The sequence below is a fragment of the Myxococcota bacterium genome (assembly GCA_040387835.1).
Lineage (GTDB): Bacteria > Myxococcota > UBA727 > UBA727 > JABDBI01 > JAZKCZ01.
On sequence record JAZKCZ010000001.1, the window covers coordinates 102916 to 123733 of the forward strand.

Genomic DNA, 20818 nt, shown 5'->3' on the forward strand with positions numbered 1-20818 from the left:
GTAGATGAAATTTGTTATTCTTATTCTGTTAAATTTTGCTGCGATTGGCTGCTTTTTAATGTTTGCCAGTCATGAGAATAAGAAGCTCCTTGATGGCTTGGAAGTATTGGGCAAGCGAGTCGAGGCGGATGGCCCCGTTTGGTTACAGGCGGAGAATCTGAGCCAGCTGAAAAACAAGCTCGAAGATAAAATTGCCAGTGTCACGTCGCTCGACAGTCAAAAAATAAAAAAATATAATAAGCTGGCTGCGTTTTTAAGCAATTTGCCAAAGCAGATTTCTCTGGAAAGTTTTTCTTTAGAAGGAAATACGCTCAAAATTAGCGGCAGGTCCGAATCCAGCGCGGAGCTCGAAAGCTTTTTGGCCAGGGCAGGACTGAAATTGGTCGATTTGAAAAAAACGGCCTTTGAGGCGGTTGGTAACTTATGAAAACGCTCCTCATCAGTTTTGCCGTTTTTTTATGGGTAGTCCTAAGTTGGGGTGGTGCGCATTTTTTGTGGCTGCAAGATGAAATTGTCTATCGCCAAATGCTACTCAGAAAAATTTCGGACTTGAGCTGCCTTCAAAATAAAGTGGACCAAATATCGAAGCAGCAATATTTCGAAAAATATACTGAAGTTTTGGAGCAGTTGCAGTGGAAGCTGGATAGGAAAATTCCTGAGACCGATCAAGTTGCTGGGGTTTGGACGAGCGTGGCTCGTGCAGCGAAAGAAGCCAAAATTGCTTTAGTCAGTTTTGAGGTCCTGTCTACGACCAAAACCAATAATGTCTTTCAAAAGCGCTTACTAATTAAAACCAGCGGTAAGTTCCCTGGGGTGTTTGCCTTACTCGCCAGACTATCCGGCGGTGGGCGAATCATGAAACTGGAAAGCTTGGTTTATTCAGATGATGAAGCCGAGATGGTTATGAGCGTCTATTATGGGGATTGGACCAGCGTCGCCAGAGCAGAAATGCCGAGGGTCTACGATTGTGACAATGATCTTTTGGACCTTGGCACGGCTCCGACAATTCCTCTTGAGCAGCCTCTCAGCGTGATAAGGCTAAGACGTAATCCATTTATCGACACCCATGTGTTGAAATCAGAAGGTCTTCACTTGGTCGGTGTTGTAAATGAAGGCGATGAATGGACGGCCATCCTCGAGGATGCCATGGGAGCCTCCAAAATCGTTTCGGTGGGAGATTCGGCGCCCGGCGGTTTTACCGTCAGTTCGATTCAAGAAAGCCATCTGATTCTGACTAAGAATGGCGCCAACACGATGTTGACCTGGAGCGAATAATGAAAATAACGTTATTTTTTATTTTGTTTGGCGGTCAGCTTTTTGCACAATCCATTGAACTGAATGATGCGCAGCTAAGCAGTCCATCTGACGATCATATTGCTTTCATTGAATTTAGAAACGCCAAGGCTGAAAGTGTTTTGGAGCTAATCCGTCTCAAAGGTAAGTTGCAAACAACTCATAAAATATCCGTCGGTAAGTTGATTAATTTACGATTGGTAGACACCACATGGCCTGAAATATTACAAGCCGTAATTAGTGAGACTGGCACTCCGGATAGCACGCCAGCTCTTGAAATATCCGGGGATTAGCGTTAAAGCCTGGTCCCTATGTACAGCACATCCGATTTTCGCAGGGGCCTTCGCATTCTTTTTCAAAACGACCCCTATCAAATTGTCGAGTTTGAACACCATAAGCCCGGCAAAGGTGCTGCGATTGTACGAACACGACTCAGAAATTTGCTGACTGGATTGACCATTGACCCTACTTTCCGCTCCGGTGATAAAGTTGGTGTGCCTGATTTGAATGACCGCGAAGTTCAATTCCTGTACAACACCGATGGTATTTTCCATTTTATGGATCCGGTATCGTTTGAGCAGTTTGAAGTTCCACAGAAGATTTTGGGCGAAAGTGCTGAGTTTTTAATTGAAGGCCTTGCTGTATCTTTGTTGTTTTATATGGGTAGGCCCGTCAACATTGAATTGCCTAAGAGCGTTGTGCTCGATGTTGTTGAGTGCGCGCCTGCGGTGCGCGGAGACACTGTGAGTGGTGCGACCAAACCGGCTAAATTCCACACAGGCTATTCCTGCCAAGTGCCTTTGTTTGTGAACGAAGGTGACAAAGTTAAGATTGATACCCGTACTGGTGACTACTTAGAGCGCGCTTAATTATAGGTCGATGATAACGACCTGATGCTCCGGCGTTTCTTCAGGTTGTTTTTTAGGCTCCTTTGGCGCTATCTCTCCGGGTGGGGGCAAGATAATCCCTTCGGGCTGATCTTCGTCTCGCTTTTGGCGATCGTTTTCTTCTTCAATAACCCAAGGATCTGGTACTGTGGTGCCAACTTTCATGAATTTAGAATATCAGGCTTTTCAGTTTGCGAAATCGAAACATCCATCCAATTTGGTGGCGGATATCAGACAATTGTGGAAAGCCCTGACCGTTGATAGGTCGGAGTCTTTGTCTGACTATTTCAGAAAGCCAGGTCTTCGAAGAGCCTACTTGGGCTATTACATGCCATTGTACGCGGTGAAAATCGCTCGATTGCTGGATAGTTTGAACTTGCCGTTTAAAGCGCCGAGGGTTCTGGATTTGGGTGCAGGACCGTTATCAGCCACTTTGGGCGCTTATCTATCATTTGGCGAGCTGGGCAAAGTGATGGCAGTCGACCAAGATTTAGGTCCGATGCGGTCGGGCCTGGAATTTTTTGAAGGCGTTTTGGGCGATAAAAAAATGCCCGATATTAAGTTAGTGCGCTCCAATTTAAAGGGCCCGCCGCAGTATTGGAAGCCAGATTTTGAAGCTGATTTAATTTTGATGGCTCATGTGCTCAACGAGTTTGGTGAAGGTGAGCGGCATATTGAGGAAAAGCAGCAATTAATTGTGCATGCAGTTAATAGGCTGGCCCCTAATGGGGTGTTGTTAATTATTGAGCCGGCTTCGCGTTTGGCCAGTCGAGACATCATGTGGATTCGTAACTGGCTTTATGAAAGTGGTCAGGTTGAAATTTTAGCGCCTTGCCCGCCTAAAGTACCTTTTTGTCCGTTGCTAGCATCTAGAAGTAATTGGTGCCATGCGGAAATACCGCATATCAGGCCACAAGAATTGTTTGAGATTGATCGGAAGATTGGTTTCGACCGTGAGTTTCTTAAATGCAGCTATTTGGCCATCGCCAGGCGTGACTCTGGGTATAAGTCTAAAACAGATTGCCGCATTGTTAGCGGCCTCATGAACGCGGATGGGGTTTTGAGGCGTTATGCTTGTACGCCGAATGGATTGCTAACGCTCTCGCAGCATCAGCAAGACCCGATTCAGATCTTATCCAAGATGATTCGTGGGGATGCCACAGACCCAAAAAGGTGGCCGAGAAATGTGATTAAGGTTACGAAAGAATAGTCACCTACATCGTCATTGCGAGGAGCGTAGCGACGCGGCAATCCATTTTAAAGCTAGATTGCCGCGTCGCTACGCTCCTCGCAATGACGGGGTGGTTGCTTGGTAGAGCGCCTTGGCTTTAGCTAAATCAACGGTTTTACCTTCGCTTAAATCCAGAAAATATTGGCATTGCCACTTCTGGGTCTGCTTTGCTTGATGCGAGGTTGCGTCTTCCCATGGCCCATATACTCGGATGGCGCGCTTTCCTTCTTTATCGTTTTCGGTAACGATATTTTTGCTCACCAGCACAGATTTCGGGAAAACAAACTGGCCAGCATGGCGCCCCTTGCGGCTCCAAATGACAAACAGGTCGATATCGTCCGATGCGTCAAAGGGCTGGATGGGGCCGTTATTTTCCCGTTTCCAAAGGGTAACAAATTGGCCAATCTTGGTAGGCGTTGATTTCGCAATTCTAAATAATATTTTGCAAGTATTCAGAGTGAAAAGCCAGGCGCCGTAATCTTCGCTTTCGGCCTCTGGTCTGATGTCCAAAATGCGTAAATCCAATGGCTCGAAAACCTTGTTTTGGCTGATTAGGATTTCATTTGGCACGTTCTCACTCATTACAATTAGTATGCTTTTTTGATTAAAGCTTGTCAAAATACCCAAAGAATCTTAGATTTTTTTACAAGATGGCAGAACAAGGCGAAGAAAAAACCGAGGAGCCGACCCCGCAGAAGCTTCGTAAAGCTCGGGAAAAAGGCCAAATTGCCAAAAGCCAAGACCTCACTTCTGCCTTGATATTTGTTGGCTGTTTGGGCGCGTTAGGTGGCTTTACCACCTGGATGGTCCAAAAAATGAACGCTTTGCTCATGTTAAGCATGGGCTCACTTCATAGCCAGCAGTTAGACCATGCGGTGGTCGCGGTGCTCAGGGAAGGGGCTTGGACCTGGCTTTTGGTCTCAGTACCTGTTGTGGGCACAGCTTTTGTTTTTGCTTTGATTGGCAATTACGCCCAGGTCGGATTTTTACTAACTTTGGAGCCTTTGAAGCCTCAGCTGAATAAAATTAACCCGATTTCAGGGGTAAAGCAGCTCTTTAGTGTCAAGAGACTGGTAGAAGTCTTAAAGCAATTGGTCAAATTTATCATGGTATCGACCGTGGTTTATTTTGTCTTGCGTGATGCCGTCTATGATTTGGTGAATATGCAGCAGCTGGAGCTATGGGAAGCGCTGCCTATTATTTATGATATTTTAAAAGATATTTGCCTTAAAGTTGCGGTGCTATTTTTGGTTATCGCCATCGCTGACTTTTTTTGGCAGCGCTATAGTTTCAACAAAAGCATGCGCATGACCAAGTACGAAATCAAGCAGGAGTACAAGGAGGCTGAGGGCGATCCCCAGATGAAATCCGAGCGTAAGCATCTCGCTCAAGAAATGATCATGCATGGCAGTCAACAAGCGGTCAAAAAAGCAGACGCCGTCATTACCAATCCCACTCACTACGCAGTGGCCATCAAATACGATGCCGAAAAAAGCTCCGCCCCGATTATTATTGCCAAAGGCATGAATAAGAACGCAGAAGTGATAAAATCAATCGCAAAGCAATATAACGTTCCCATTTTGAGAAACGTTCCGTTGGCTCAGGCGCTTCATAAACTGGAACTAGACGAAGAAGTTCCGGAAGAACTTTACGAAGCAGTGGCAGAGGTGCTTAACTTTGTTTACGAATTAAGGAGGAAAAATGGCAGATAGGATACAAAACAATCTGGCAACGAACGTTTCTAGGCTCCCTCAGCAGGATGAGTCCCTACGACCGGCTGATTTGGATGTCCTGAAATCGCAGATTACCAACGCGCTTCCTGCTGCCATTGCCCCTCAGCCTGCAGCAGAACAATGGCAAATGATTGGGCTTAGCAAATCGCCCGACGCTTTGAGGCTGGCAGGCCTGGGTGAATGGCATTCCAGCGCTCAAACAGCCGCACATGTGCGCAATGTGTTGAGTCGCGTAGATGCCAAAATTACTCAAGGGGCAGCGCTTCAGCCTTTTGTGGAACGAGAAGGCGCCATGGCCAAGGTCTTGAAGCAGTACCAAAGCTATGTCGAGCAAATCTCGCGGGAGCGCACGTGGAAAAACTGAAAACTTTGAAAGCCATTAAGGGCTATACCGATCCCGAGCTCAAATCTATCGCTCAAATCGCCTATTTCATGATGATGCAAGGCAAGATGGATGATGCGCAAACTTTGTTCGAAGGGTTGGTGGCCATCGACCCGACTGATGAGTATTACTACCGAGCGCTGGGCGTATTGGCGCAAAAGCGAGAGGATAGCCACTTAGCTTTAAGACATTTTGGCTTTGCGATTCAACTGGCCCCGCAGCAACCTCATGGTTATGTGAATCGGGCAGAGGTTTATATTTACTTGGATCGCAAACATGATGCTGAAACCGATTTGCAAGAAGCGCTGGGAAGAATGAGCCGGCAAGACCAAATGCTGTCACAAAAGGCCTGGGCGCTCTATCGAAGCTTAAAGACCGCTTAGGATTTCGAAGCTTTTATCTTTGGGCCTTAAGACCAGACGGTTGACATCGTTCACCGCAGTCCATTGCTCGCCGGCAGGCATGGCAATAAGGCTGTGTTGGTTATAGAAGTAAAACACGTTCACATTGCCATCTTTCTTAAAGATATTTTGCACATGCATTCGGATGGTGACTTCTTTCACGTGTGCATAAGTCTTTTCGAGCTTTTCTTGCAGTTGCGCGTAGTTGTAATCGTCGTTTGGATCAGCGGTGCCGTTGGATTCAGAATAATCAGGCGAAACCAAGTTCATGATGTCAGGCACTGAGCGAGACACGATGGCGTTTCGATATTCTTCCATAAAGGCAATAACAGCGCGATTTGAACGGTTGTCTTTGACACTGGTGTTTGCAATAAGTTTTGGCTTACATGCTGCGACGACGAGAATTAAACCAAGCACGAGGATCTGCGAGATCGTTTTAGTTGACATGGACGAGTCTCCTTGTCTATTTAGTAGCGGAAGGGGTTCAGATGAGCAACCGGGTTTCTTGTATTTTATTTCTCCCCTTGGTCCTTTTGCTCAGCTGCCAGACCAAAGAGCATTGGATTCCAGAAGGGGCCGCCGTGCCAGACACGGTGACCATCGGCATTTCTCAAGAGCCGGATTCGCTCTTTGGTCCGTTCAAAGAAATGATGGTTTCCGAAGAGGTATCTCGCATTGGGCTATACACTTTAACGGCTTTTGACGAGCAATGGCGTCTGATACCTTGGGCTGCCAAAGAGATACCGACCATTAAAAATGGCAAGTTGGAGCTATTTACTGAGAATGGTCAGCGTAAAATGCGCACGACTTGGGAAATCAGAGACGACTTTTTTTGGCCGGACGGCAAGCCCTTAACGGCCGACGATTTTATTCTGGAATATCAAATTGAAAAAGATCCCACCCAGGAAATTATTGACCGGACCAAAATCGAAAAAATTGAGAGCATGCAAAGTAAAGGCGCTAATAAAAAGACGCTGGTGGTGACCTGGAAAGAACCTTACGCCTATTACCATAATTATAGAAACCACGATGCCTTGCCCGCGCACATCGTTGGGCCGCTTTACAAAGCCGCCCCTGAAAGACTCAAAAAAAGCGATTTCGGGCAGGCACCCCTCTTGGCCGGGGCTTTCACCATAAAGGAATGGTCGCCAGGCGAATTCATTCGCGCGGAAATAAACCCGTTCGCGCAAGGCTCGCGCAAGCCTAAGGTAAAAGAAGTTGTCTTCAAGGTGATACCGCAGACCAACACGCTCGAATCCAACCTGGTCGCTGGCGATATCGATGCGATTTCAACCGTTGGTCTCGATCTCGACCAGGCGCTTAATTTTCAAAAGCGATACGGCGATAAGTTTAACTTTTTTTTCACGCCGGGCCTTGTGTGGGAGCATATTGATTTCAATCTGGATAACCCAATCTTAAAAGATAAGCGCGTGCGTCAGGCGCTGGCTTATGGCGCTGATAGGGAAGGGATTTCGAAACTTCTATTTAAAGGCAAACAGGCTGTTGCGCACGGAACTGAGCCTGAAAAGTCGCCGTATTTCAATGCCAATGTGCGGCAGTATGGCTATGACCCTGCGAAAGCGCAGCAATTGCTGGAGGAAGCGGGTTGGCTAAGAAAAACGCCTAATGGCATCAGAGAAAAAAACGGGGAGCCACTCAAGCTCATCCTTATGACGACCTCCGGCAACAAGTCTCGCGAGCGAGTAGAGCAGCTTTTACAAGCTGAGTGGTACAAAATCGGTGTTAATATCGAAATTCGAAATCAGCCAGCGAAAACGTTCTTTTCAGAGACGCTGCACAAACGCAAATTTAAGCATATGGCGTTGTACTCTTGGTATAAAGATCCGGTGGCACTGTCTGACACCATTTGGCGTTGTGACAATATCCCCAAGGCATCTAATAATTACATGGGTCAAAATATGAGCGGATTTTGCGATCCTAAAGCAGATGCTTTTCTGAAAGCGGCATCTTTAGAACTGGACGATGCGAAACGGGTGAAGATCGCGCATGATTTTGAAGCATTGTTCGCCGAAGAGTTGCCTGCGCTGCCACTATATTTCCGAGTTGAGGTGAGTGTGACCAAAAAGGGTCTGAAAAACTGGAAGCCCACAGGGATTTTGCAGCCGGTGACTTGGAATGCTAAAGACTGGAGTTGGTCACTATGAGACGGATGCTCTCTCGCTTTTTGCAAATGGTCGTGATTTTGCTTGGTTTGAGCGTCTTTCTTTTCGCGCTGATGCTCAATATGCCAGGCAATCCCGTTGATTTGTTGATTACCAGTAATCCTAGAATCAAAGCAGAAGATATCGTCAGGCTCAAAAAGCTTAAAGGCTTAGATAAGCCTTGGTATATCCAATATGTCCGTTGGGCATGGGGATACTACGAGCCTACGCGCGCGCCGGAAGTCGATATTTTGATGCCAATCCCAGAAGCTGAGCTGCCTGCACCCCAAGATCGCGCGCGTTTTTTGAGCGCAAAGCTTAATAAGCCGGAGCAAAGCGCCGCGCTTTTATTCGGCGGTGAGATTTCAGGTGGACGGGTTTGGTATGTGCTCAAAAATCAGGCCGGCCTTGAATCGGTTGGGACTGTTTTGATCGATCCTAAGATTGAGATAACTGGGCAGCTGGCGGTATCCCCGATACCGAATCAGGTGGTTGAGGAAGCGGATAAGTTTTCTGTCGATTTATCGAAGTTTGTTACTGGTAGTACCGGTGGGCTGACTTATGAGCTGGATGTCGCAAGTCCTGGATCCATCGATTCGAAGGGCGTTTATACCTGGAAAGAAAGGGCTTCTGGCCAGAGGGCCATTTCATTCTCCGTGAAAAATAATCTTGGGGAAAAGGCGCTAGGCGCGTTTGCTGTAGAACAGGATCCGATTCCGAATCACCAGCTGTTTAATCGTGGCTTTGTATTTATCTTGCTGGGAGATACCAGCGCCCTTGGCTTTTCGAATACCTATAAAAGACCTGTTTGGGATTTGCTTGGGGGGCGTATTGCCAATACCTTGGCGCTGATGATTCCCGCACTGCTGTTTTCGTTGCTGATTGCGTTGCCACTGGGAATTCTAAGCGCATATCGTCAACATACCTGGCTGGATTATGTTTTGAACTTCTTGGCATTTGTCGGGATTTCATTGCCGGTGTTTTGGTTTGGCATCATGGTTATGTTTTGGTTTTCGGAATCCTTGCAATGGTTTCCGGCTGGCGGGATCGAAACGCCAGGTATTCATCGGCAGGGATTTTTGGCGGTGCTTCAGGATCGCTTCGCACATGCTGTGTTGCCGGTAATGGTTTTGTCTATTGCGTATGTGGGACGTTGGCTGCGTTATATGCGGGCTTCCATGCTCGAAGTGTTGCCGGCAGATTATATTCGCACGGCACGCGCTAAAGGTTTGTCTGAGCGCGTGGTGATTTTAAAGCATGCGCTTCGAAATGCGTTGATTCCCATTGTGACCATTTTGGCCTTGTCGGTGCCTTCATTGTTTGGCGGTGCAGTGCTGACTGAGACGGTGTTTTCTTGGCCCGGTATTGGGCGCTTGGAATATGATGCCATCGCGAACAGCGATTATTACGTGGCCATTGTGGTGTTTCTGATTTTGGCGTTTTTAGTCATGCTCGGCAATCTGCTTGCGGACTGGCTCTATATTGCGGTCGATCCGCGGATGAGGAAATCATGACCGAATCCTTTGGACAGCTGGTATGGCGGCGGTTTAAAAAGCACCGCTTGGCTTTGGGCTCTGCGTTTATATTGGCGATTTTGGTGCTGCTCGCACTGGCGGCGGGGCTGATTCAGTCTTTTTTAGGTGTTTCTCATGACATGGCTTCGTTGGAGTTGGTCAATAGACCGGCTGGTTGGCCGTATTTACTAGGCACCAACGAGCTAGGTCAGGATGTATTTACGCGGCTGTTATTCGGTGGACGTATTTCGTTGGCTGTTGGCATTATTGCGGCCATCACTTCGGCCATTATTGGTTCTATTATTGGACTGCTGGCAGGTTATTTTGGTGGTTGGCTCGATACTTGCTTGATGCGTTTTACCGATGCGATGCTGTCGATACCGGTGTTGCCTTTAATGATCGTCTTTTCGGCCATCGATTTGGAAATCATGTTTGGGCCTTCGAGCTTAACCAGCGGTAATTTTTCTTCGGTGGTTAAACTGATTATTATTATCGTATTCTTCGGCTGGATGACGGTGGCCAGGCTTGCCAGGGCGGCAGCGTTGCAGCTAAAAAACCTAGAGTTCGTAACGGCGGCTCGTTCTCTTGGGGCTGGCAACTTGCGTATATTGCTGGTTCATATTTTTCCCAATGCCCTCGCGCCGATTATTGTTGCTGCGACTTTAGAAGTGGGTGAGAATATTTTGTATGAAGCGGCTTTGAGCTTTTTGGGGCTTGGGGTCCAACCGCCCGTGTCTTCTTGGGGCAATATGCTTAACAATGCGGTGGACTACATCAAGACCGATCCTAGTCTGGCGTTTTGGCCTGGGTTTTTTATCTTATTGACCGTGTCTTGCTTTAACTTCTTTGGAGACGGCTTAAGGGACGCCCTTGATCCGCACCAAGTAATGAAGCATTAATAGAAAGATTATGATTCACCAAATTACGGTTTCAGACCTGAAGGCCAAAATGGCCAGTGGGCGCCCGTTTCATTTTATTGATGTGAGAACGCGAGAAGAATGGGACGAGGCCAAAATTCCTGGCGCAATACTTATGCTCGATATGCCTGCCGTGGATATCGAAAACCTCGATAAAGACGCGGACATCGTCTTTCAATGCCGCTCCGGTGGACGCAGCCAGCAGATGGCGGAGCGATTTGCAACGCGCGGCTTTACCAATTTATCGAACTTATCAGGCGGAATTTTAGCATGGCAAAAACACTCCTAAGATGGATGAAGCGCTACGGGCCTTCTGAAATATTTGGTACTTTGGGCGTGTATGCCGGCTATTATCTGGTCGAGCATTTTTCTCATATCGGCTGGATTGAAGCTTATGGCGGTGCCATGGGTGAAAATGTCGGCTTTTATGGCGTGATTCTTTATCAAAGGCTGAAGGCGCGGGAGAATCTATGGCATATTCTGGCCGAATTTGGCCCTGCTGAATTGCTCGACAGCTTGATTTTACGGCCTGCAACTTTATACGTCGGCGTACAACTTTTAGGACCCGGCCTTGGGCTATTGGTTGGTAAGCTAGCCGGGGATTTGGTGTTTTACATCCCGGTGATTTTGACTCACGAGTTCATGAGAAAGCGCGCTAAAAAGCGTGAATAATCCGCGTTAGATACTTGTCTAATATGGGTGTGGCTATTAACGGTTTTCTTTACTTTCCAACTGGTCGATTTAAACCAGGCATCCATTGAACAATTGAGAACCATGGACGGCGTCGGCCTCAAAATGGCCGAACGCATTGTCGATCACCGCAATGAAAAAGGTGGCTTTGCGAGCCTGGAAGACTTGCTGCTGATTCAAGGCATGAAGCCCAAGCTGTTCGAGAAAGTCAAAAGATTCGCGACCATTGGCAGAGCGCCCAAAAGCAGCCCAAAATCAAAGCTCCCTGCCGTTATCTCAGACGAAGAAGTAGACGCTTTGCTGACTGGTTATGGCAAGGAGCCTTCCGTGCAGACAGTGCAGGAGCAGGCGCTCAAATATGCGAACGCTCACCCAGAACAAATTAGGAAATGGATATCTCGGGCCCGCAAAGCTCATTGGCTTCCCAAGTTTACTTCAGGCGTTGACCCAAGAACCAGTCATCTGGAATCAACCGGGGAAAAAACAGGCGGAACAGAAACGCAAGGCATGAGACATGGCAACGATCTCAGATTCCATTTCAAAGCTGAATGGCATTTCAACAATCTGATTTTTAATCAAGATGAAGTTGGACTGGGTCGTGAATTTCTGCGCCAATCACTCATGCGTGAGCGAATCATTGGCCGCATTAACGAGGCTTATTTCGAGCGTCGGCGGCTGCAAATCTCCAAGCAGATACAAGATGCGCCTAATAGCCAAACGAAAATCGAAAATGCGCTCAAAGTTCAAGAATTAACGGCTGAGTTAGATGGTCTAACGGGCGGCTGGTTTAGTCAAAACCTTGGTTTGTGACCGGAGTCTGACATGAAAGTGCTGATGTGCTCAATTTTGATATCTCAAATGGCTTTTGCCAGCGTAGAGGCTCGGGAGACCGTGGAGACGCTAGCGTTGGGGATTGGAGTTACATCGTTTTTAGCCATGTTGGCGATGATTCCCATTGCGGTAAATATGAGCGATCTGGAAGAACACGCTGTGAATCACCCGGTAGAACAGGCTGCATTTCGAGCGAAATATGATGTCAGCATGATATCTATTTTTAGCTGGGTTGCCGGGTTTGGTGCAGGGCTTTTGTCCATGGCAGTAGGGATTCCTCCGGCTGGCGTATTGTGTTTAGGCCTTGGCTCGCTCGTCTCTCATATCAGCGGGATCTATGTAGACGCGCTGATTTTCGATTCCTGGCGAGATATAGAGCGTGAAATCGAACGGGGCTCAACCGCATCTCGAGACAAAGCCGTTGTATTTGGAAACAGCATTGCTAACATAGCGCTGCACAGTTTACCCTATCTGGCTATATTAGGTGCTGGTGCACACGCATTGGTTTCTAAAAGCCTGGCCTCCCTTTCCCTAAGACGGCAGGCGTACTAGGTTTTTGGCTTATGAAAGAACCTGTGTATATCATTGACGGCTCTGGGTATGTTTTTAGAGCTTACTATGCCATCCGATCTTTGAGTACCAGCAAGGGCGTGCCGACGAATGCCGTTTATGGTTTTTGCACCATGTTGCAAAAGCTCATTAAAGATCATCAGCCTAAGTATTTAGCGATCGCCTTCGATACCGGTCGCAAGACTTTTCGAAGCGACATGTACCCTGAATACAAGGCGCATAGGCCGCCACCACCGCCTGATTTACCGCCTCAATTTGATCTGATTAAGCGGCTCGTGGACTGCTTTGAAATCGCTCAGTTTGCTGAAATTGGCTTTGAAGCGGATGACGTGATTGGAACACTCACCCGCCTCGCGCGTGAAGCTGGTCATCCTGTGGTAATCGTCACGGGCGATAAAGACATGATGCAGCTGGTATCTCCAGAAGTATCCCTTCTAGATGAGCTCAGGGCTGCAAAAACAGGCACAGAACTCATGGTCACGCCTGCTGAAGTCAAAGCCAAATTCGGCGTTATGCCCGATAAGGTCATCGATGTATTGGCCCTCATGGGAGATGCGTCCGATAACGTGCCCGGCGTGAAAGGCATCGGCGAAAAAACCGCCATTGAACTTATCCAAGAATACGGCTCACTCGAATCGGTGCTCAATTGCGCCCCGATGATGAAACAAAAATCAAGGCGCGAGAAAATCCTTCAAGACAGCGATTTAGCGAGGCTGAGTAAACAGCTTGTGAGCATTGACTGCCATGTGGATATCGAATTCGATTTGGCCAATTTGGAAAACAATGGCCCTAATCTACTCAAACTCAAAGCATTCTACGAAGAACTGGAGTTTAGCCGCTTATTAACCGATTTGAATAAGCCAGTAGCGATAGCTGCCCAAGTTTTAGATCCAGTCGGCTTAAACGGTGTTGCCCATGACGCCAAGCGATATCTTAAACCTGGCGAAATCACTGGCGATCCGATGCTCGCCAGCTATATGCTAAACCCCGATGCCAAGCACGATTTAAGCGCTTTAGCTGAGCAGTACGGCATTGACAACGTAAACGAGCTTACCCAGCTCCTAGAAGACAAAGTTCGCGAACAAGGCTTTTGGGAGCTGTACAAGAATCTCGAAATCCCCGTCGAAAATATCCTAGCCGGCATGGAGCAAACGGGCGTTTTAATCGACACCAATTTGCTTGCGCAAATGAGCGAAGAATTTGGAACGCGGCTCAAAGAGTTAGAGGGTCAAGCCTATGATATGGCTGGTGTAGAATTTAATCTGGCGAGTCCAAAGCAAGTCGGTGAGGTTTTGTTTGGCCGTCTCGGCCTAGTGAGCGCCAAAAACTCCAAAACTAGCCAGTCAACCGGCGCTGATATTTTGGAAGATTTAGCCAAAGTACATCCACTGCCTAAATTGCTCCTAGAACACCGCATGTTGTCCAAGTTGAAGGGTACTTATGTGGATGCCCTCCCCAAGCTGGTAAAGCCAGCCACGGGCCGGGTGCACACCAGCTTTAACCAAGCGGTGGCAGCGACTGGCCGTCTATCTTCCAGCGATCCGAACTTGCAAAACATCCCGATCAAAACCGAAGCGGGAAGGCGCATTCGTCAGGCTTTTATCGCAGATCCGGGCTGTGTTTTAATAGCACTTGATTATTCGCAAATTGAGCTGCGGATTTTAGCGCACGTTACCAATGATCCGCTCATGCGCGATTCTTTCGTTCACGAGCAAGATGTTCACCAAAGGACAGCCAGCGAGATTTTTGGAGTCCCATTTGAAAGCGTGAGTGCAGCGCAAAGGCGCGTGGCCAAAACCATCAACTTTGGCCTTCTATATGGTATGGGCGTCTACAAGCTTAGCGAAACCCTCGGTATCTCCAGAAGCGAAGCGAATGTCTATCTGTCCCGCTATCATGAAAGATACGCCGGCATTTTCAAATGGCGCGATGATTTGATGAACAGCGCGCGCGAGTTGGGTGAAGTTCGAACGCTGCTAGGACGCAGGCGCTTTTTGCACGATATTAAATCCCATAATCGAATGCTGGTAGCACGCGCTGAACGCATTGCGACCAACACGCCCATCCAAGGCACAGCCGCCGACATGGTAAAGAAAGCCATGATCGATGTCGATGCCTTTTTAAAAGTGAATTACCCAGCGGTAAAAATCTTACTTCAAGTGCACGACGAACTGGTTTTAGAAGCCCCCGAAGGGATCGCCGAAGCGGTAGCGCTTAAAGTTCAGCAAGTGATGGAGAATGCTTACGCGCTGAATGTACCGGTCAAGGTTCAGTTCGGGATCGGAAAAAATTGGGCATTGGCGCACTGACGATTTGAATACTGGAAAAGGCCTGTGGTACTAAATTGATGATCGTCACTTTAAAGGCGATTTAAGGAGATACCATGCGTCAATTATCAGTAATCGGCTTAATGCTAACTTTTGCTCTTTCAAGCTTTGCTTTCGAAGGTGAAAAACATGAGTCCGAAAGAACTCAAGTCAAAATCAAAAGAGATCGTCGCGGTAATGAAGTTCGCCGTGAAGAAAGCAAAGAATTCCACAAAGAAGGACGTCCAGCTCCAAGAGACGTCAGAGAAGATGCACGTATGAACGACGATGCTCGTTTGAACGATGCACCACGTACAGACATGAACCGATAGTCTCGGTTTTATTTTTCCCTCTTTTCGCAAGAGGGAAAAATTGGTTGAATTATTGAAATCCGATGTGCTAGTACCTCGAGTGTCGTCGTTAATGGCGATTCTAGGAGATATCACATGCGTCAATTATCAATCGTTGGTTTGCTTTTAACTTTTGCTCTTTCAAGCTTTGCAAACGAAGCTGCTAAGCCAACTGCAGACATGCCTAAAGTAGAAGAAATGCAAAAACCAGCTGCAGGTCATCCCAAGAAAAAGAACTCAAAGAAAGAAGAAGCAGCTCCAGGTGCTCAAGCTCCAAGAGCAGAAGCAGCTAAGCCAGAACTCAAAATGCCAGCTAGCAACTAGTCTTACGGCTAAAACTTCATGGCGATGGCATCCGTCGCCATGATTGGGCTACCGGTCGATCTCTGTGCCAACCAGCCCCAAACTCAGCAGAATTAAAGTTAAATCGTCTAGGTCAGCATTTTTCAAAAAAACCGGCAATGCGGATGCATGTGCAAACGCTGGTGTCTTGATTCTCACCCTGCCGGGCAAATTTGAAAAGATGAGATCACCTTCCGGAGCGCAATCAACGGGTGGATCTCTGGTTTCTTCAAGTTTCACCACCAGCCTGGACCAAATATCTCCAGTGTATGGGGCGTAGCATGCTTTGAGGCTTGGACCGGTCAAACCGTAGGATAGCGCTTCGGCCAAACTGATCGCCCCGATGCCTGAGAGCTTTGTTTTGAGGCGTTTGGACCTCAAAAAGCTGGTTCTAAAATGCTCAAGATTGGTGTTTAGGAGCACTAACAGATAGTCCTCTCTGAGAAATTTCAATATCTGCCTAATGAAGTGAAGATGGTAAGCGATTTTTTCGGCTTTTAAGGTATCGGCTTCGACCGGATCGAGCCCTGCGGAAATTCTAAAAAAATGCTCGATAATATTGGGGCAGATGGGGTTAATACGCCTAACGATCTCAATGCTTTCGGTGGCGCTTGAGTCTTCTAGCAGCTTCTCGATGCCTTGGTGCAGCCAGCCAATTTCTACGTGGGTTTTAAGAATCTTTCTCTCGCTAAGAGTGAAGCGAAAAAAAATGGGGAAGGGTAGGCTTTCGTTAATCGGCCCCAGAGGGTAATCGATTTGCCCAGGCAAAAGGCCTCTAAAATGCGATTTGGCTAAGTCTTCTTCGGTCGGCGATAGAATAAACTCTTCATGCATAAATAGGAATCAGTGGTTGAGCTTTATCGATGGGGTAATGTTTTCTTAAGGGATGCCCAGCAAACTCTGGGTATAAAAGAAGCCTTTTCAACCGCGGATGGCTTTCAAAATGCACGCCAAACATGTCGTAGCATTCTCTTTCCAGCCAGTCAGCGCTGGTGTAAATTCTAGCCAAACTTGGTGCATATAGGGGCTCTCCCGGTTTAACGATCAGCCGTAGCGTATGTCCCAGCTGGCTACTTTTGAAAAAGTAGAAAAGCTGGATGCCATTTTCATCTTCATAGGCGAATAAATCGAGCAACTGATCCAGTTGTCCTTCAAGATCATCGCGCAGCATCACAGCCATAGCCGGCAAATGTGCGGGCGTTTCCATGCCGTAGAACGAGCCCTCCATGGCTGTAATTTTAAACCGGTCGGTGAACCGCTTTTGGGTCAAAAGTTGCATATCCTGCCGTCTTGTGAGGAATATTAATGTTTTTGGGTAGCTGATCTTTCACCCACAAAAAAGGCGCGAGCTTATGAGAAACGAGATAGACTTCTTTGCTTTTTTTCATAAAACTCCACGGCGATAGGCCCACCAAACAGTAGGCACTGCAATGATGAAAAAGGGGAAGACTAAAAAGCTGAACCCAAGGGCCAGGCTTAAAAAAGCAAGTAGACAAATCCGTTCAAAATGCTTTATCGAATATCTGGGGTCGCCAGATTGTTTTGAATAAGCTGCCAGTTGATGAAGAGTAGATGAGGCCATGGTCTTTAGAATTGAATAACATAAATCTTTCCCGTAATGTATTGTTAGGACTTGAACACTGATGTTTAAAGGGAATTTGTCTGTTTCAAAGCAGATTAGCTATAGGATTGTCTTTTTTGGGCTGGCGATTTCTGCTTTTGCCTTCTCATTTCTAATTCCCATTCAAGTACGCATCGATCGAAAGCACGCCATTGAACATGCGTACCTTTTAGCAGATGCCATCTCGTCCGTTTATCATGCGGTGGATCGCAGAGAAGAAGTCGAAGCCGCTAGTCAGACATTGCTTGGCATCGCTGGCTCGGCTGAAGTTGCCTTTGTCCGGATCGTAGGTTCTAAAAATAAGATTCTTTACAGCACTGATCCAGACAAGATGACGCGCAGCGAGTCTTACGAACAGGGCGAAAAGCAAGTTGGTAATTTGTTATATGTGACCCGCAAGGTCAGTCTGCCAGACTCACCCATCCGCGCGGTTGAAGTGGTCATGGACCTACGCACGCTGCAAAACGAAGCGAAGTTTTTTTTAGCGAAGATGGCCTTCGCTTTTTTAGTGGTGATTTTCGTTTTGGCTCTGCTCATTGGGTGGATGACTCACGGCATCGTTGGCATCAGATTAGAGCGTTTAATTAAAGCCATGGGAAATGCACAAAAAGGCTCGTTTTTGGTTCGCGCACAAGTTGATTATCTGGATGAAGTCGGTGTTTTAGCCAAAGCTTTTAATAGCTTGTTAGCCGCGCTTACCCGAATGCAGGTTAAAGAAATTGAATTTGAGCAAGATCTCGAACAGGCTCACAAGCAGCTGTCGGTGAAGGACCAGCTGGAGCTTGCTAATATTAGTCTGAACAGGCGCATACAGGCCCAGAATCTTTTGATGGAAGCAGCGCACGTGTTGGGCGGGGTGTTGAGCAAAAAGGTGCTGGTAACTCGTTTGGTCGCTTTGTTAAGGGATAAGCTGGGCTGGCCGGATTTCGGTGTGTTTCTGGTCTCACCAGACTCTAGGTTGGTTATGCAAGTGGCGTCAGGTTTCTTGGAAACTCCTTTTTTTGAAAATCTCAACTTTGCTTTTGGCGAAGGGGTTACCGGTACCGCCGCAAGCACTGCTAGGTCAATATTGGTATCGGACATTAATTTGGATGAGCGCGTGAGATTTAGGGACCATCCGGACATGCCGAGGGGATCTGCCTTGTCAGTTCCGATGATGTATCAAGACAGAGTCATCGGCGTGATGACCTTCTTTCATTATAAAACCAATGCTTTTGATCAGCAAGATATTAGCATGTTGGATACATTGGGCGCGCTGGTATCGATTGCGCTTAAAAATGCCGAACTCTACGAGGAAACACTAGAGCTTGCTACGACCGATCCGTTAACGGGCGTCATGAACCGCCGTGCTATGGAGCGGATGCTCGAGAACGAAATCATTCGGGCGCAGCGCTTTTCTTCACCACTTGCCATTTTGTTGATCGATGTGGATCATTTTAAGCTCTATAACGATCGCATGGGCCATTTGCTCGGGGATATTGCCCTGAAAGAGATAGCCAGTTGTTTGCTAAACTCTGTTCGGAAAGTGGATGGTGTCGCTAGGTTCGGTGGCGAGGAATTCTGCGTGGTTCTACCGCAAACTAGTGAAGAGGCGGCGATAGAAGTTGCTCAGAAACTGGTTGAAGCGGTCCGGCAACTGGATGTGAAAGGCGCGAGTGAACAACCCCTAGGATACCTGTCAGTCTCCATAGGTATTTCTTGGTTTCCTAATATTTCAGAAAAGGACTTAGTAGATACAGCCGACAGAGCGTTATATGCTGCCAAGCACCAAGGCCGCGACCGGGCGCTGCTATTCCAGGTGATAACCTTGTAAAATTTCGTTAAAGCTAAGGAAACATACGACAGATTCAAGCAAGCAGAAGCCAGGGAGTAAGAGTTGCAGAAGCGTAGAGATGATCTGACAAGTGAAGTAAGAGCTGCAATTCTTAAGTTTTCTGAAGCAGCTTTTGATTCGAATGCGCTGACGCAGTCGCTAAATCAATATCGAGTTCTATAGAGAATATCAAAACTTTAGGACGAGCGCTTCTGGTTAAGCGAGATCAAATTAAAACGCAGTTAAGCAATTTACAGTCTACTATGTCAACCGCCAAATCGGCTTTTGTCCACCAGCCCGATTGCTAAGAAGTGGCGACCAAGTTGATGGCATCTATACAAGACGACATTAGAACCAGTCTCAAAAACATAAAATTAAAATATAGCACTTCAGCTTGCAAGCCGGGAGACTTGCTTCTTACAGTCTCAATAATATGATTTCGCTCATAAATCGGATTTGTTGTTTGGCTCTCCTGTTAGCTAGTGTGTCTTGCAGCAAGTCGGTGACGTCCCCAGGCGGCGCAGGGAATGGTGGAGGCCCTTCAACCCCCTGCAATCAGCAGTCAGATTGTTCTTCTGAGGAAGTGTGCGATTTTCACTTTCCACCTACGAATACTCAAAAAGCAGGAACCTGTTTCCCTAAATGTAGCGATAGTAATAGCTGCGCTGACAACAGAATTTGCAACCCAATTTCCGGCGCATGTGAGCCGAACTGCCTGAGTAGTTCTGATGTATGCAATCTAATGCCTACCGGTAGCAGTGGTGCGACTGCAGTATGTACTACGGGTGGTTATTGCGCCATGGTCCTGCTCGAAGGCTCTGGTCAATGCCCTACTAATTTCAGCGCATCTGGAGGCTTTTGTAAGTTCCCAGCTACGATCAATTTGCCTTGTGCTGGAATATATAATGGCCAACCACTGCAACCAGATCCGATTACAAATACTTGCGCAGTTGAGTGCTCTACCAACGTCAGTAACTGCCCTAACGTTACTTATACGCCAACTTCTACCGGACAACCTGTTACCGCTGCATTTGCATGTAGCCCAGTTTCCTCTACTTGTGTTTCTCTGTGCACACTAGGAAGTTCAAGCTCAGGATGTACAGACCCCATACGCGACCAATGCTATGCCCTGGGTTATATAAATGGGCCGGGAACCTGTGAGAAAAAATGCACATCAACCAATGATTGTAACAGTAATTCCTTAATATGTGCCGAAGGCGTATGTCAGTTACCCTGCAGCAAAGACGCAGATTGTCCGACGGCTGGTCGCACCAGATGTGATCGTATTAATAATGCATGTGGAATTCCCTGCGATCCTTCCATACCTTGCGCTAACGGGCTTGCTTGTAGCCCTACAAGTGCCACTTGTGTAGCAAGCTGCTCCTCCACTAACTCGTGCCCGAGCCAGGATTCGATTCGAAATGGATGCTTAAATTATGTTGGCGTTGAGGGTTTTTCGAGTTTCAGCTGCGAAATTCCCTGTAACGGTTACGCCATAGGAGATTCGCCGCCAAAATCCGGCGGGTGTCCCACCTCTTCGGGACCATACTATTGTGCTTACAATCCCAACAAAATCCCCGGATTTATTGCCGGCTTCTGTGGTTTGCAATGTATGGGACCGGAAACAGCATATAACCCGCAAGGGACTAATACTTGTTCGGTTCAGACCAAGCAACAATGTATTTCTTCCAGCGTATGTGGCTTTAATTGAGGAGATGGTATGATTTATCCGGTTTTATTGCTTGTCGTGTACTTGTTCGGTGCCTGCTCGAGTG

25 protein-coding genes are annotated in these 20818 nt (G+C 47.3%); 19 read left to right on the top strand and 6 right to left on the bottom strand.

The annotated features are described in order from the left end of the window. Window positions 1-4: 4 nt before the first annotated feature. From V4534_00480 to efp, 4 genes are read left to right on the top strand one after another with little or no spacing between them, the layout of a single operon-like run. Entirely contained in the window at window positions 5-427 is a 423-nt protein-coding gene (locus V4534_00480; protein MES2503335.1) for a PilN domain-containing protein, read from the top strand. Continuing rightward, window positions 424-1275 (top strand): type 4a pilus biogenesis protein PilO, encoded by an 852-nt coding sequence (gene pilO, locus V4534_00485; protein MES2503336.1) that lies wholly within the window; start codon window positions 424-426, stop codon window positions 1273-1275. Before V4534_00480 ends, pilO begins: the two co-directional genes overlap by 4 nt. Further along, window positions 1275-1586, top strand: a complete 312-nt coding sequence (locus V4534_00490; GenBank protein ID MES2503337.1) for a hypothetical protein — start codon at window positions 1275-1277, stop codon at window positions 1584-1586. The genes pilO and V4534_00490 overlap by 1 nt, the downstream gene beginning before the upstream one ends. An 18-nt stretch (window positions 1587-1604) precedes the next feature. Then, window positions 1605-2162 (top strand): elongation factor P, encoded by a 558-nt coding sequence (efp, locus tag V4534_00495; GenBank protein ID MES2503338.1) that lies wholly within the window; start codon window positions 1605-1607, stop codon window positions 2160-2162. On the opposite strand, the gene V4534_00500 is transcribed toward efp, so the two are convergent. Then, window positions 2163-2345 carry a hypothetical protein gene (locus tag V4534_00500; GenBank protein ID MES2503339.1) on the bottom strand — a complete coding sequence of 61 codons (183 nt, stop codon included), beginning with the start codon at window positions 2343-2345 and terminating at the stop codon, window positions 2163-2165. It abuts the gene before it with no gap. On the opposite strand from V4534_00500, the gene V4534_00505 reads away from it, so the two are divergent. After that, the gene (locus V4534_00505) at window positions 2344-3390 is read left to right on the top strand and encodes a small ribosomal subunit Rsm22 family protein (GenBank protein ID MES2503340.1); all 1047 of its coding nucleotides are present in this window, start codon (window positions 2344-2346) and stop codon (window positions 3388-3390) included. The two genes, V4534_00500 and V4534_00505, sit on opposite strands and share 2 nt — an antisense overlap. A gap of 69 nt (window positions 3391-3459) precedes the next feature. On the opposite strand, the gene V4534_00510 is transcribed toward V4534_00505, so the two are convergent. Continuing rightward, on the bottom strand, window positions 3460-3993 hold the full coding sequence (locus V4534_00510) for a MepB family protein (GenBank protein MES2503341.1): 534 nt from the start codon (window positions 3991-3993) through the stop codon (window positions 3460-3462). A 68-nt stretch (window positions 3994-4061) separates the two neighbouring features. On the opposite strand from V4534_00510, the gene sctU reads away from it, so the two are divergent. Genes sctU through V4534_00525 form a run of 3 tightly spaced genes read left to right on the top strand, consistent with a single transcriptional unit; the run spans window position 4062 to window position 5909 of the window. Next, window positions 4062-5123 carry a type III secretion system export apparatus subunit SctU gene (sctU, locus tag V4534_00515; GenBank protein ID MES2503342.1) on the top strand — a complete coding sequence of 354 codons (1062 nt, stop codon included), beginning with the start codon at window positions 4062-4064 and terminating at the stop codon, window positions 5121-5123. Further along, on the top strand, window positions 5113-5508 hold the full coding sequence (locus tag V4534_00520; GenBank protein MES2503343.1) for a hypothetical protein: 396 nt from the start codon (window positions 5113-5115) through the stop codon (window positions 5506-5508). Before sctU ends, V4534_00520 begins: the two co-directional genes overlap by 11 nt. Beyond that, entirely contained in the window at window positions 5496-5909 is a 414-nt protein-coding gene (locus V4534_00525) for a CesD/SycD/LcrH family type III secretion system chaperone (protein ID MES2503344.1), read from the top strand. The genes V4534_00520 and V4534_00525 overlap by 13 nt, the downstream gene beginning before the upstream one ends. On the opposite strand, the gene V4534_00530 is transcribed toward V4534_00525, so the two are convergent. Beyond that, complete coding sequence (locus V4534_00530) at window positions 5895-6374, bottom strand: hypothetical protein (GenBank protein ID MES2503345.1); 480 nt, start codon at window positions 6372-6374, stop codon at window positions 5895-5897. The two genes, V4534_00525 and V4534_00530, sit on opposite strands and share 15 nt — an antisense overlap. A 41-nt stretch (window positions 6375-6415) precedes the next feature. Here V4534_00530 and V4534_00535 point away from each other — a divergent pair, with 41 nt between their 5' ends. From V4534_00535 to V4534_00580, 10 genes are all read left to right on the top strand, one after another. Then, window positions 6416-8092: a peptide ABC transporter substrate-binding protein gene (locus V4534_00535; GenBank protein ID MES2503346.1), complete on the top strand. Its 1677-nt coding sequence runs from the start codon at window positions 6416-6418 to the stop codon at window positions 8090-8092. Further along, on the top strand, window positions 8089-9603 hold the full coding sequence (locus tag V4534_00540) for an ABC transporter permease subunit (protein ID MES2503347.1): 1515 nt from the start codon (window positions 8089-8091) through the stop codon (window positions 9601-9603). The genes V4534_00535 and V4534_00540 overlap by 4 nt, the downstream gene beginning before the upstream one ends. After that, window positions 9600-10502 carry an ABC transporter permease gene (locus V4534_00545; protein ID MES2503348.1) on the top strand — a complete coding sequence of 301 codons (903 nt, stop codon included), beginning with the start codon at window positions 9600-9602 and terminating at the stop codon, window positions 10500-10502. The genes V4534_00540 and V4534_00545 overlap by 4 nt, the downstream gene beginning before the upstream one ends. Before the next feature lie 10 nt (window positions 10503-10512). After that, window positions 10513-10809 (top strand): rhodanese-like domain-containing protein, encoded by a 297-nt coding sequence (locus tag V4534_00550; GenBank protein ID MES2503349.1) that lies wholly within the window; start codon window positions 10513-10515, stop codon window positions 10807-10809. After that, a complete protein-coding gene (locus tag V4534_00555) occupies window positions 10791-11192 on the top strand; it encodes a hypothetical protein (GenBank protein ID MES2503350.1) in 402 nt (133 codons plus the stop codon). The genes V4534_00550 and V4534_00555 overlap by 19 nt, the downstream gene beginning before the upstream one ends. A gap of 27 nt (window positions 11193-11219) precedes the next feature. Further along, the gene (locus tag V4534_00560) at window positions 11220-12020 is read left to right on the top strand and encodes a helix-hairpin-helix domain-containing protein (GenBank protein ID MES2503351.1); all 801 of its coding nucleotides are present in this window, start codon (window positions 11220-11222) and stop codon (window positions 12018-12020) included. A gap of 12 nt (window positions 12021-12032) precedes the next feature. After that, window positions 12033-12593: a hypothetical protein gene (locus tag V4534_00565; GenBank protein MES2503352.1), complete on the top strand. Its 561-nt coding sequence runs from the start codon at window positions 12033-12035 to the stop codon at window positions 12591-12593. A gap of 11 nt (window positions 12594-12604) precedes the next feature. Continuing rightward, window positions 12605-14920 (top strand): DNA polymerase I, encoded by a 2316-nt coding sequence (locus V4534_00570; protein MES2503353.1) that lies wholly within the window; start codon window positions 12605-12607, stop codon window positions 14918-14920. A 74-nt stretch (window positions 14921-14994) separates the two neighbouring features. Continuing rightward, the gene (locus tag V4534_00575) at window positions 14995-15249 is read left to right on the top strand and encodes a hypothetical protein (GenBank protein ID MES2503354.1); all 255 of its coding nucleotides are present in this window, start codon (window positions 14995-14997) and stop codon (window positions 15247-15249) included. A 114-nt stretch (window positions 15250-15363) separates the two neighbouring features. Beyond that, complete coding sequence (locus tag V4534_00580) at window positions 15364-15591, top strand: hypothetical protein (GenBank protein MES2503355.1); 228 nt, start codon at window positions 15364-15366, stop codon at window positions 15589-15591. Window positions 15592-15639: 48 nt separating this feature from the next. On the opposite strand, the gene V4534_00585 is transcribed toward V4534_00580, so the two are convergent. From V4534_00585 to V4534_00595, 3 genes are read right to left on the bottom strand one after another with little or no spacing between them, the layout of a single operon-like run. Next, complete coding sequence (locus V4534_00585; protein MES2503356.1) at window positions 15640-16443, bottom strand: hypothetical protein; 804 nt, start codon at window positions 16441-16443, stop codon at window positions 15640-15642. Further along, a complete protein-coding gene (locus V4534_00590; GenBank protein MES2503357.1) occupies window positions 16436-16888 on the bottom strand; it encodes an NADH-quinone oxidoreductase subunit C in 453 nt (150 codons plus the stop codon). The genes V4534_00585 and V4534_00590 overlap by 8 nt, the downstream gene beginning before the upstream one ends. After that, window positions 16848-16997 carry a hypothetical protein gene (locus tag V4534_00595; protein MES2503358.1) on the bottom strand — a complete coding sequence of 50 codons (150 nt, stop codon included), beginning with the start codon at window positions 16995-16997 and terminating at the stop codon, window positions 16848-16850. The genes V4534_00590 and V4534_00595 overlap by 41 nt, the downstream gene beginning before the upstream one ends. Window positions 16998-17252: 255 nt before the next feature. On the opposite strand from V4534_00595, the gene V4534_00600 reads away from it, so the two are divergent. Continuing rightward, window positions 17253-19043, top strand: a complete 1791-nt coding sequence (locus tag V4534_00600; GenBank protein ID MES2503359.1) for a diguanylate cyclase — start codon at window positions 17253-17255, stop codon at window positions 19041-19043. Window positions 19044-20818 lie beyond the last annotated feature (1775 nt).

Bases quoted from the DNA above. Each gene is read 5' to 3' on its own strand.
- V4534_00480 (MES2503335.1), top strand. From the start codon at position 5: ATGAAATTTGTTATTCTTATTCTGTTAAATTTTGCTGCGATTGGCTGC.
- pilO (MES2503336.1), top strand. From the start codon at position 424: ATGAAAACGCTCCTCATCAGTTTTGCCGTTTTTTTATGGGTAGTCCTA.
- V4534_00490 (MES2503337.1), top strand. From the start codon at position 1,275: ATGAAAATAACGTTATTTTTTATTTTGTTTGGCGGTCAGCTTTTTGCA.
- efp (MES2503338.1), top strand. From the start codon at position 1,605: ATGTACAGCACATCCGATTTTCGCAGGGGCCTTCGCATTCTTTTTCAA.
- V4534_00505 (MES2503340.1), top strand. From the start codon at position 2,344: ATGAATTTAGAATATCAGGCTTTTCAGTTTGCGAAATCGAAACATCCA.
- V4534_00500 (MES2503339.1), bottom strand. From the start codon at position 2,345: ATGAAAGTTGGCACCACAGTACCAGATCCTTGGGTTATTGAAGAAGAA.
- V4534_00510 (MES2503341.1), bottom strand. From the start codon at position 3,993: ATGAGTGAGAACGTGCCAAATGAAATCCTAATCAGCCAAAACAAGGTT.
- sctU (MES2503342.1), top strand. From the start codon at position 4,062: ATGGCAGAACAAGGCGAAGAAAAAACCGAGGAGCCGACCCCGCAGAAG.
- V4534_00520 (MES2503343.1), top strand. From the start codon at position 5,113: ATGGCAGATAGGATACAAAACAATCTGGCAACGAACGTTTCTAGGCTC.
- V4534_00530 (MES2503345.1), bottom strand. From the start codon at position 6,374: ATGTCAACTAAAACGATCTCGCAGATCCTCGTGCTTGGTTTAATTCTC.
- V4534_00535 (MES2503346.1), top strand. From the start codon at position 6,416: ATGAGCAACCGGGTTTCTTGTATTTTATTTCTCCCCTTGGTCCTTTTG.
- V4534_00540 (MES2503347.1), top strand. From the start codon at position 8,089: ATGAGACGGATGCTCTCTCGCTTTTTGCAAATGGTCGTGATTTTGCTT.
- V4534_00545 (MES2503348.1), top strand. From the start codon at position 9,600: ATGACCGAATCCTTTGGACAGCTGGTATGGCGGCGGTTTAAAAAGCAC.
- V4534_00550 (MES2503349.1), top strand. From the start codon at position 10,513: ATGATTCACCAAATTACGGTTTCAGACCTGAAGGCCAAAATGGCCAGT.
- V4534_00555 (MES2503350.1), top strand. From the start codon at position 10,791: ATGGCAAAAACACTCCTAAGATGGATGAAGCGCTACGGGCCTTCTGAA.
- V4534_00565 (MES2503352.1), top strand. From the start codon at position 12,033: ATGAAAGTGCTGATGTGCTCAATTTTGATATCTCAAATGGCTTTTGCC.
- V4534_00570 (MES2503353.1), top strand. From the start codon at position 12,605: ATGAAAGAACCTGTGTATATCATTGACGGCTCTGGGTATGTTTTTAGA.
- V4534_00575 (MES2503354.1), top strand. From the start codon at position 14,995: ATGCGTCAATTATCAGTAATCGGCTTAATGCTAACTTTTGCTCTTTCA.
- V4534_00580 (MES2503355.1), top strand. From the start codon at position 15,364: ATGCGTCAATTATCAATCGTTGGTTTGCTTTTAACTTTTGCTCTTTCA.
- V4534_00585 (MES2503356.1), bottom strand. From the start codon at position 16,443: ATGCATGAAGAGTTTATTCTATCGCCGACCGAAGAAGACTTAGCCAAA.
- V4534_00590 (MES2503357.1), bottom strand. From the start codon at position 16,888: ATGCAACTTTTGACCCAAAAGCGGTTCACCGACCGGTTTAAAATTACA.
- V4534_00595 (MES2503358.1), bottom strand. From the start codon at position 16,997: ATGAAAAAAAGCAAAGAAGTCTATCTCGTTTCTCATAAGCTCGCGCCT.
- V4534_00600 (MES2503359.1), top strand. From the start codon at position 17,253: ATGTTTAAAGGGAATTTGTCTGTTTCAAAGCAGATTAGCTATAGGATT.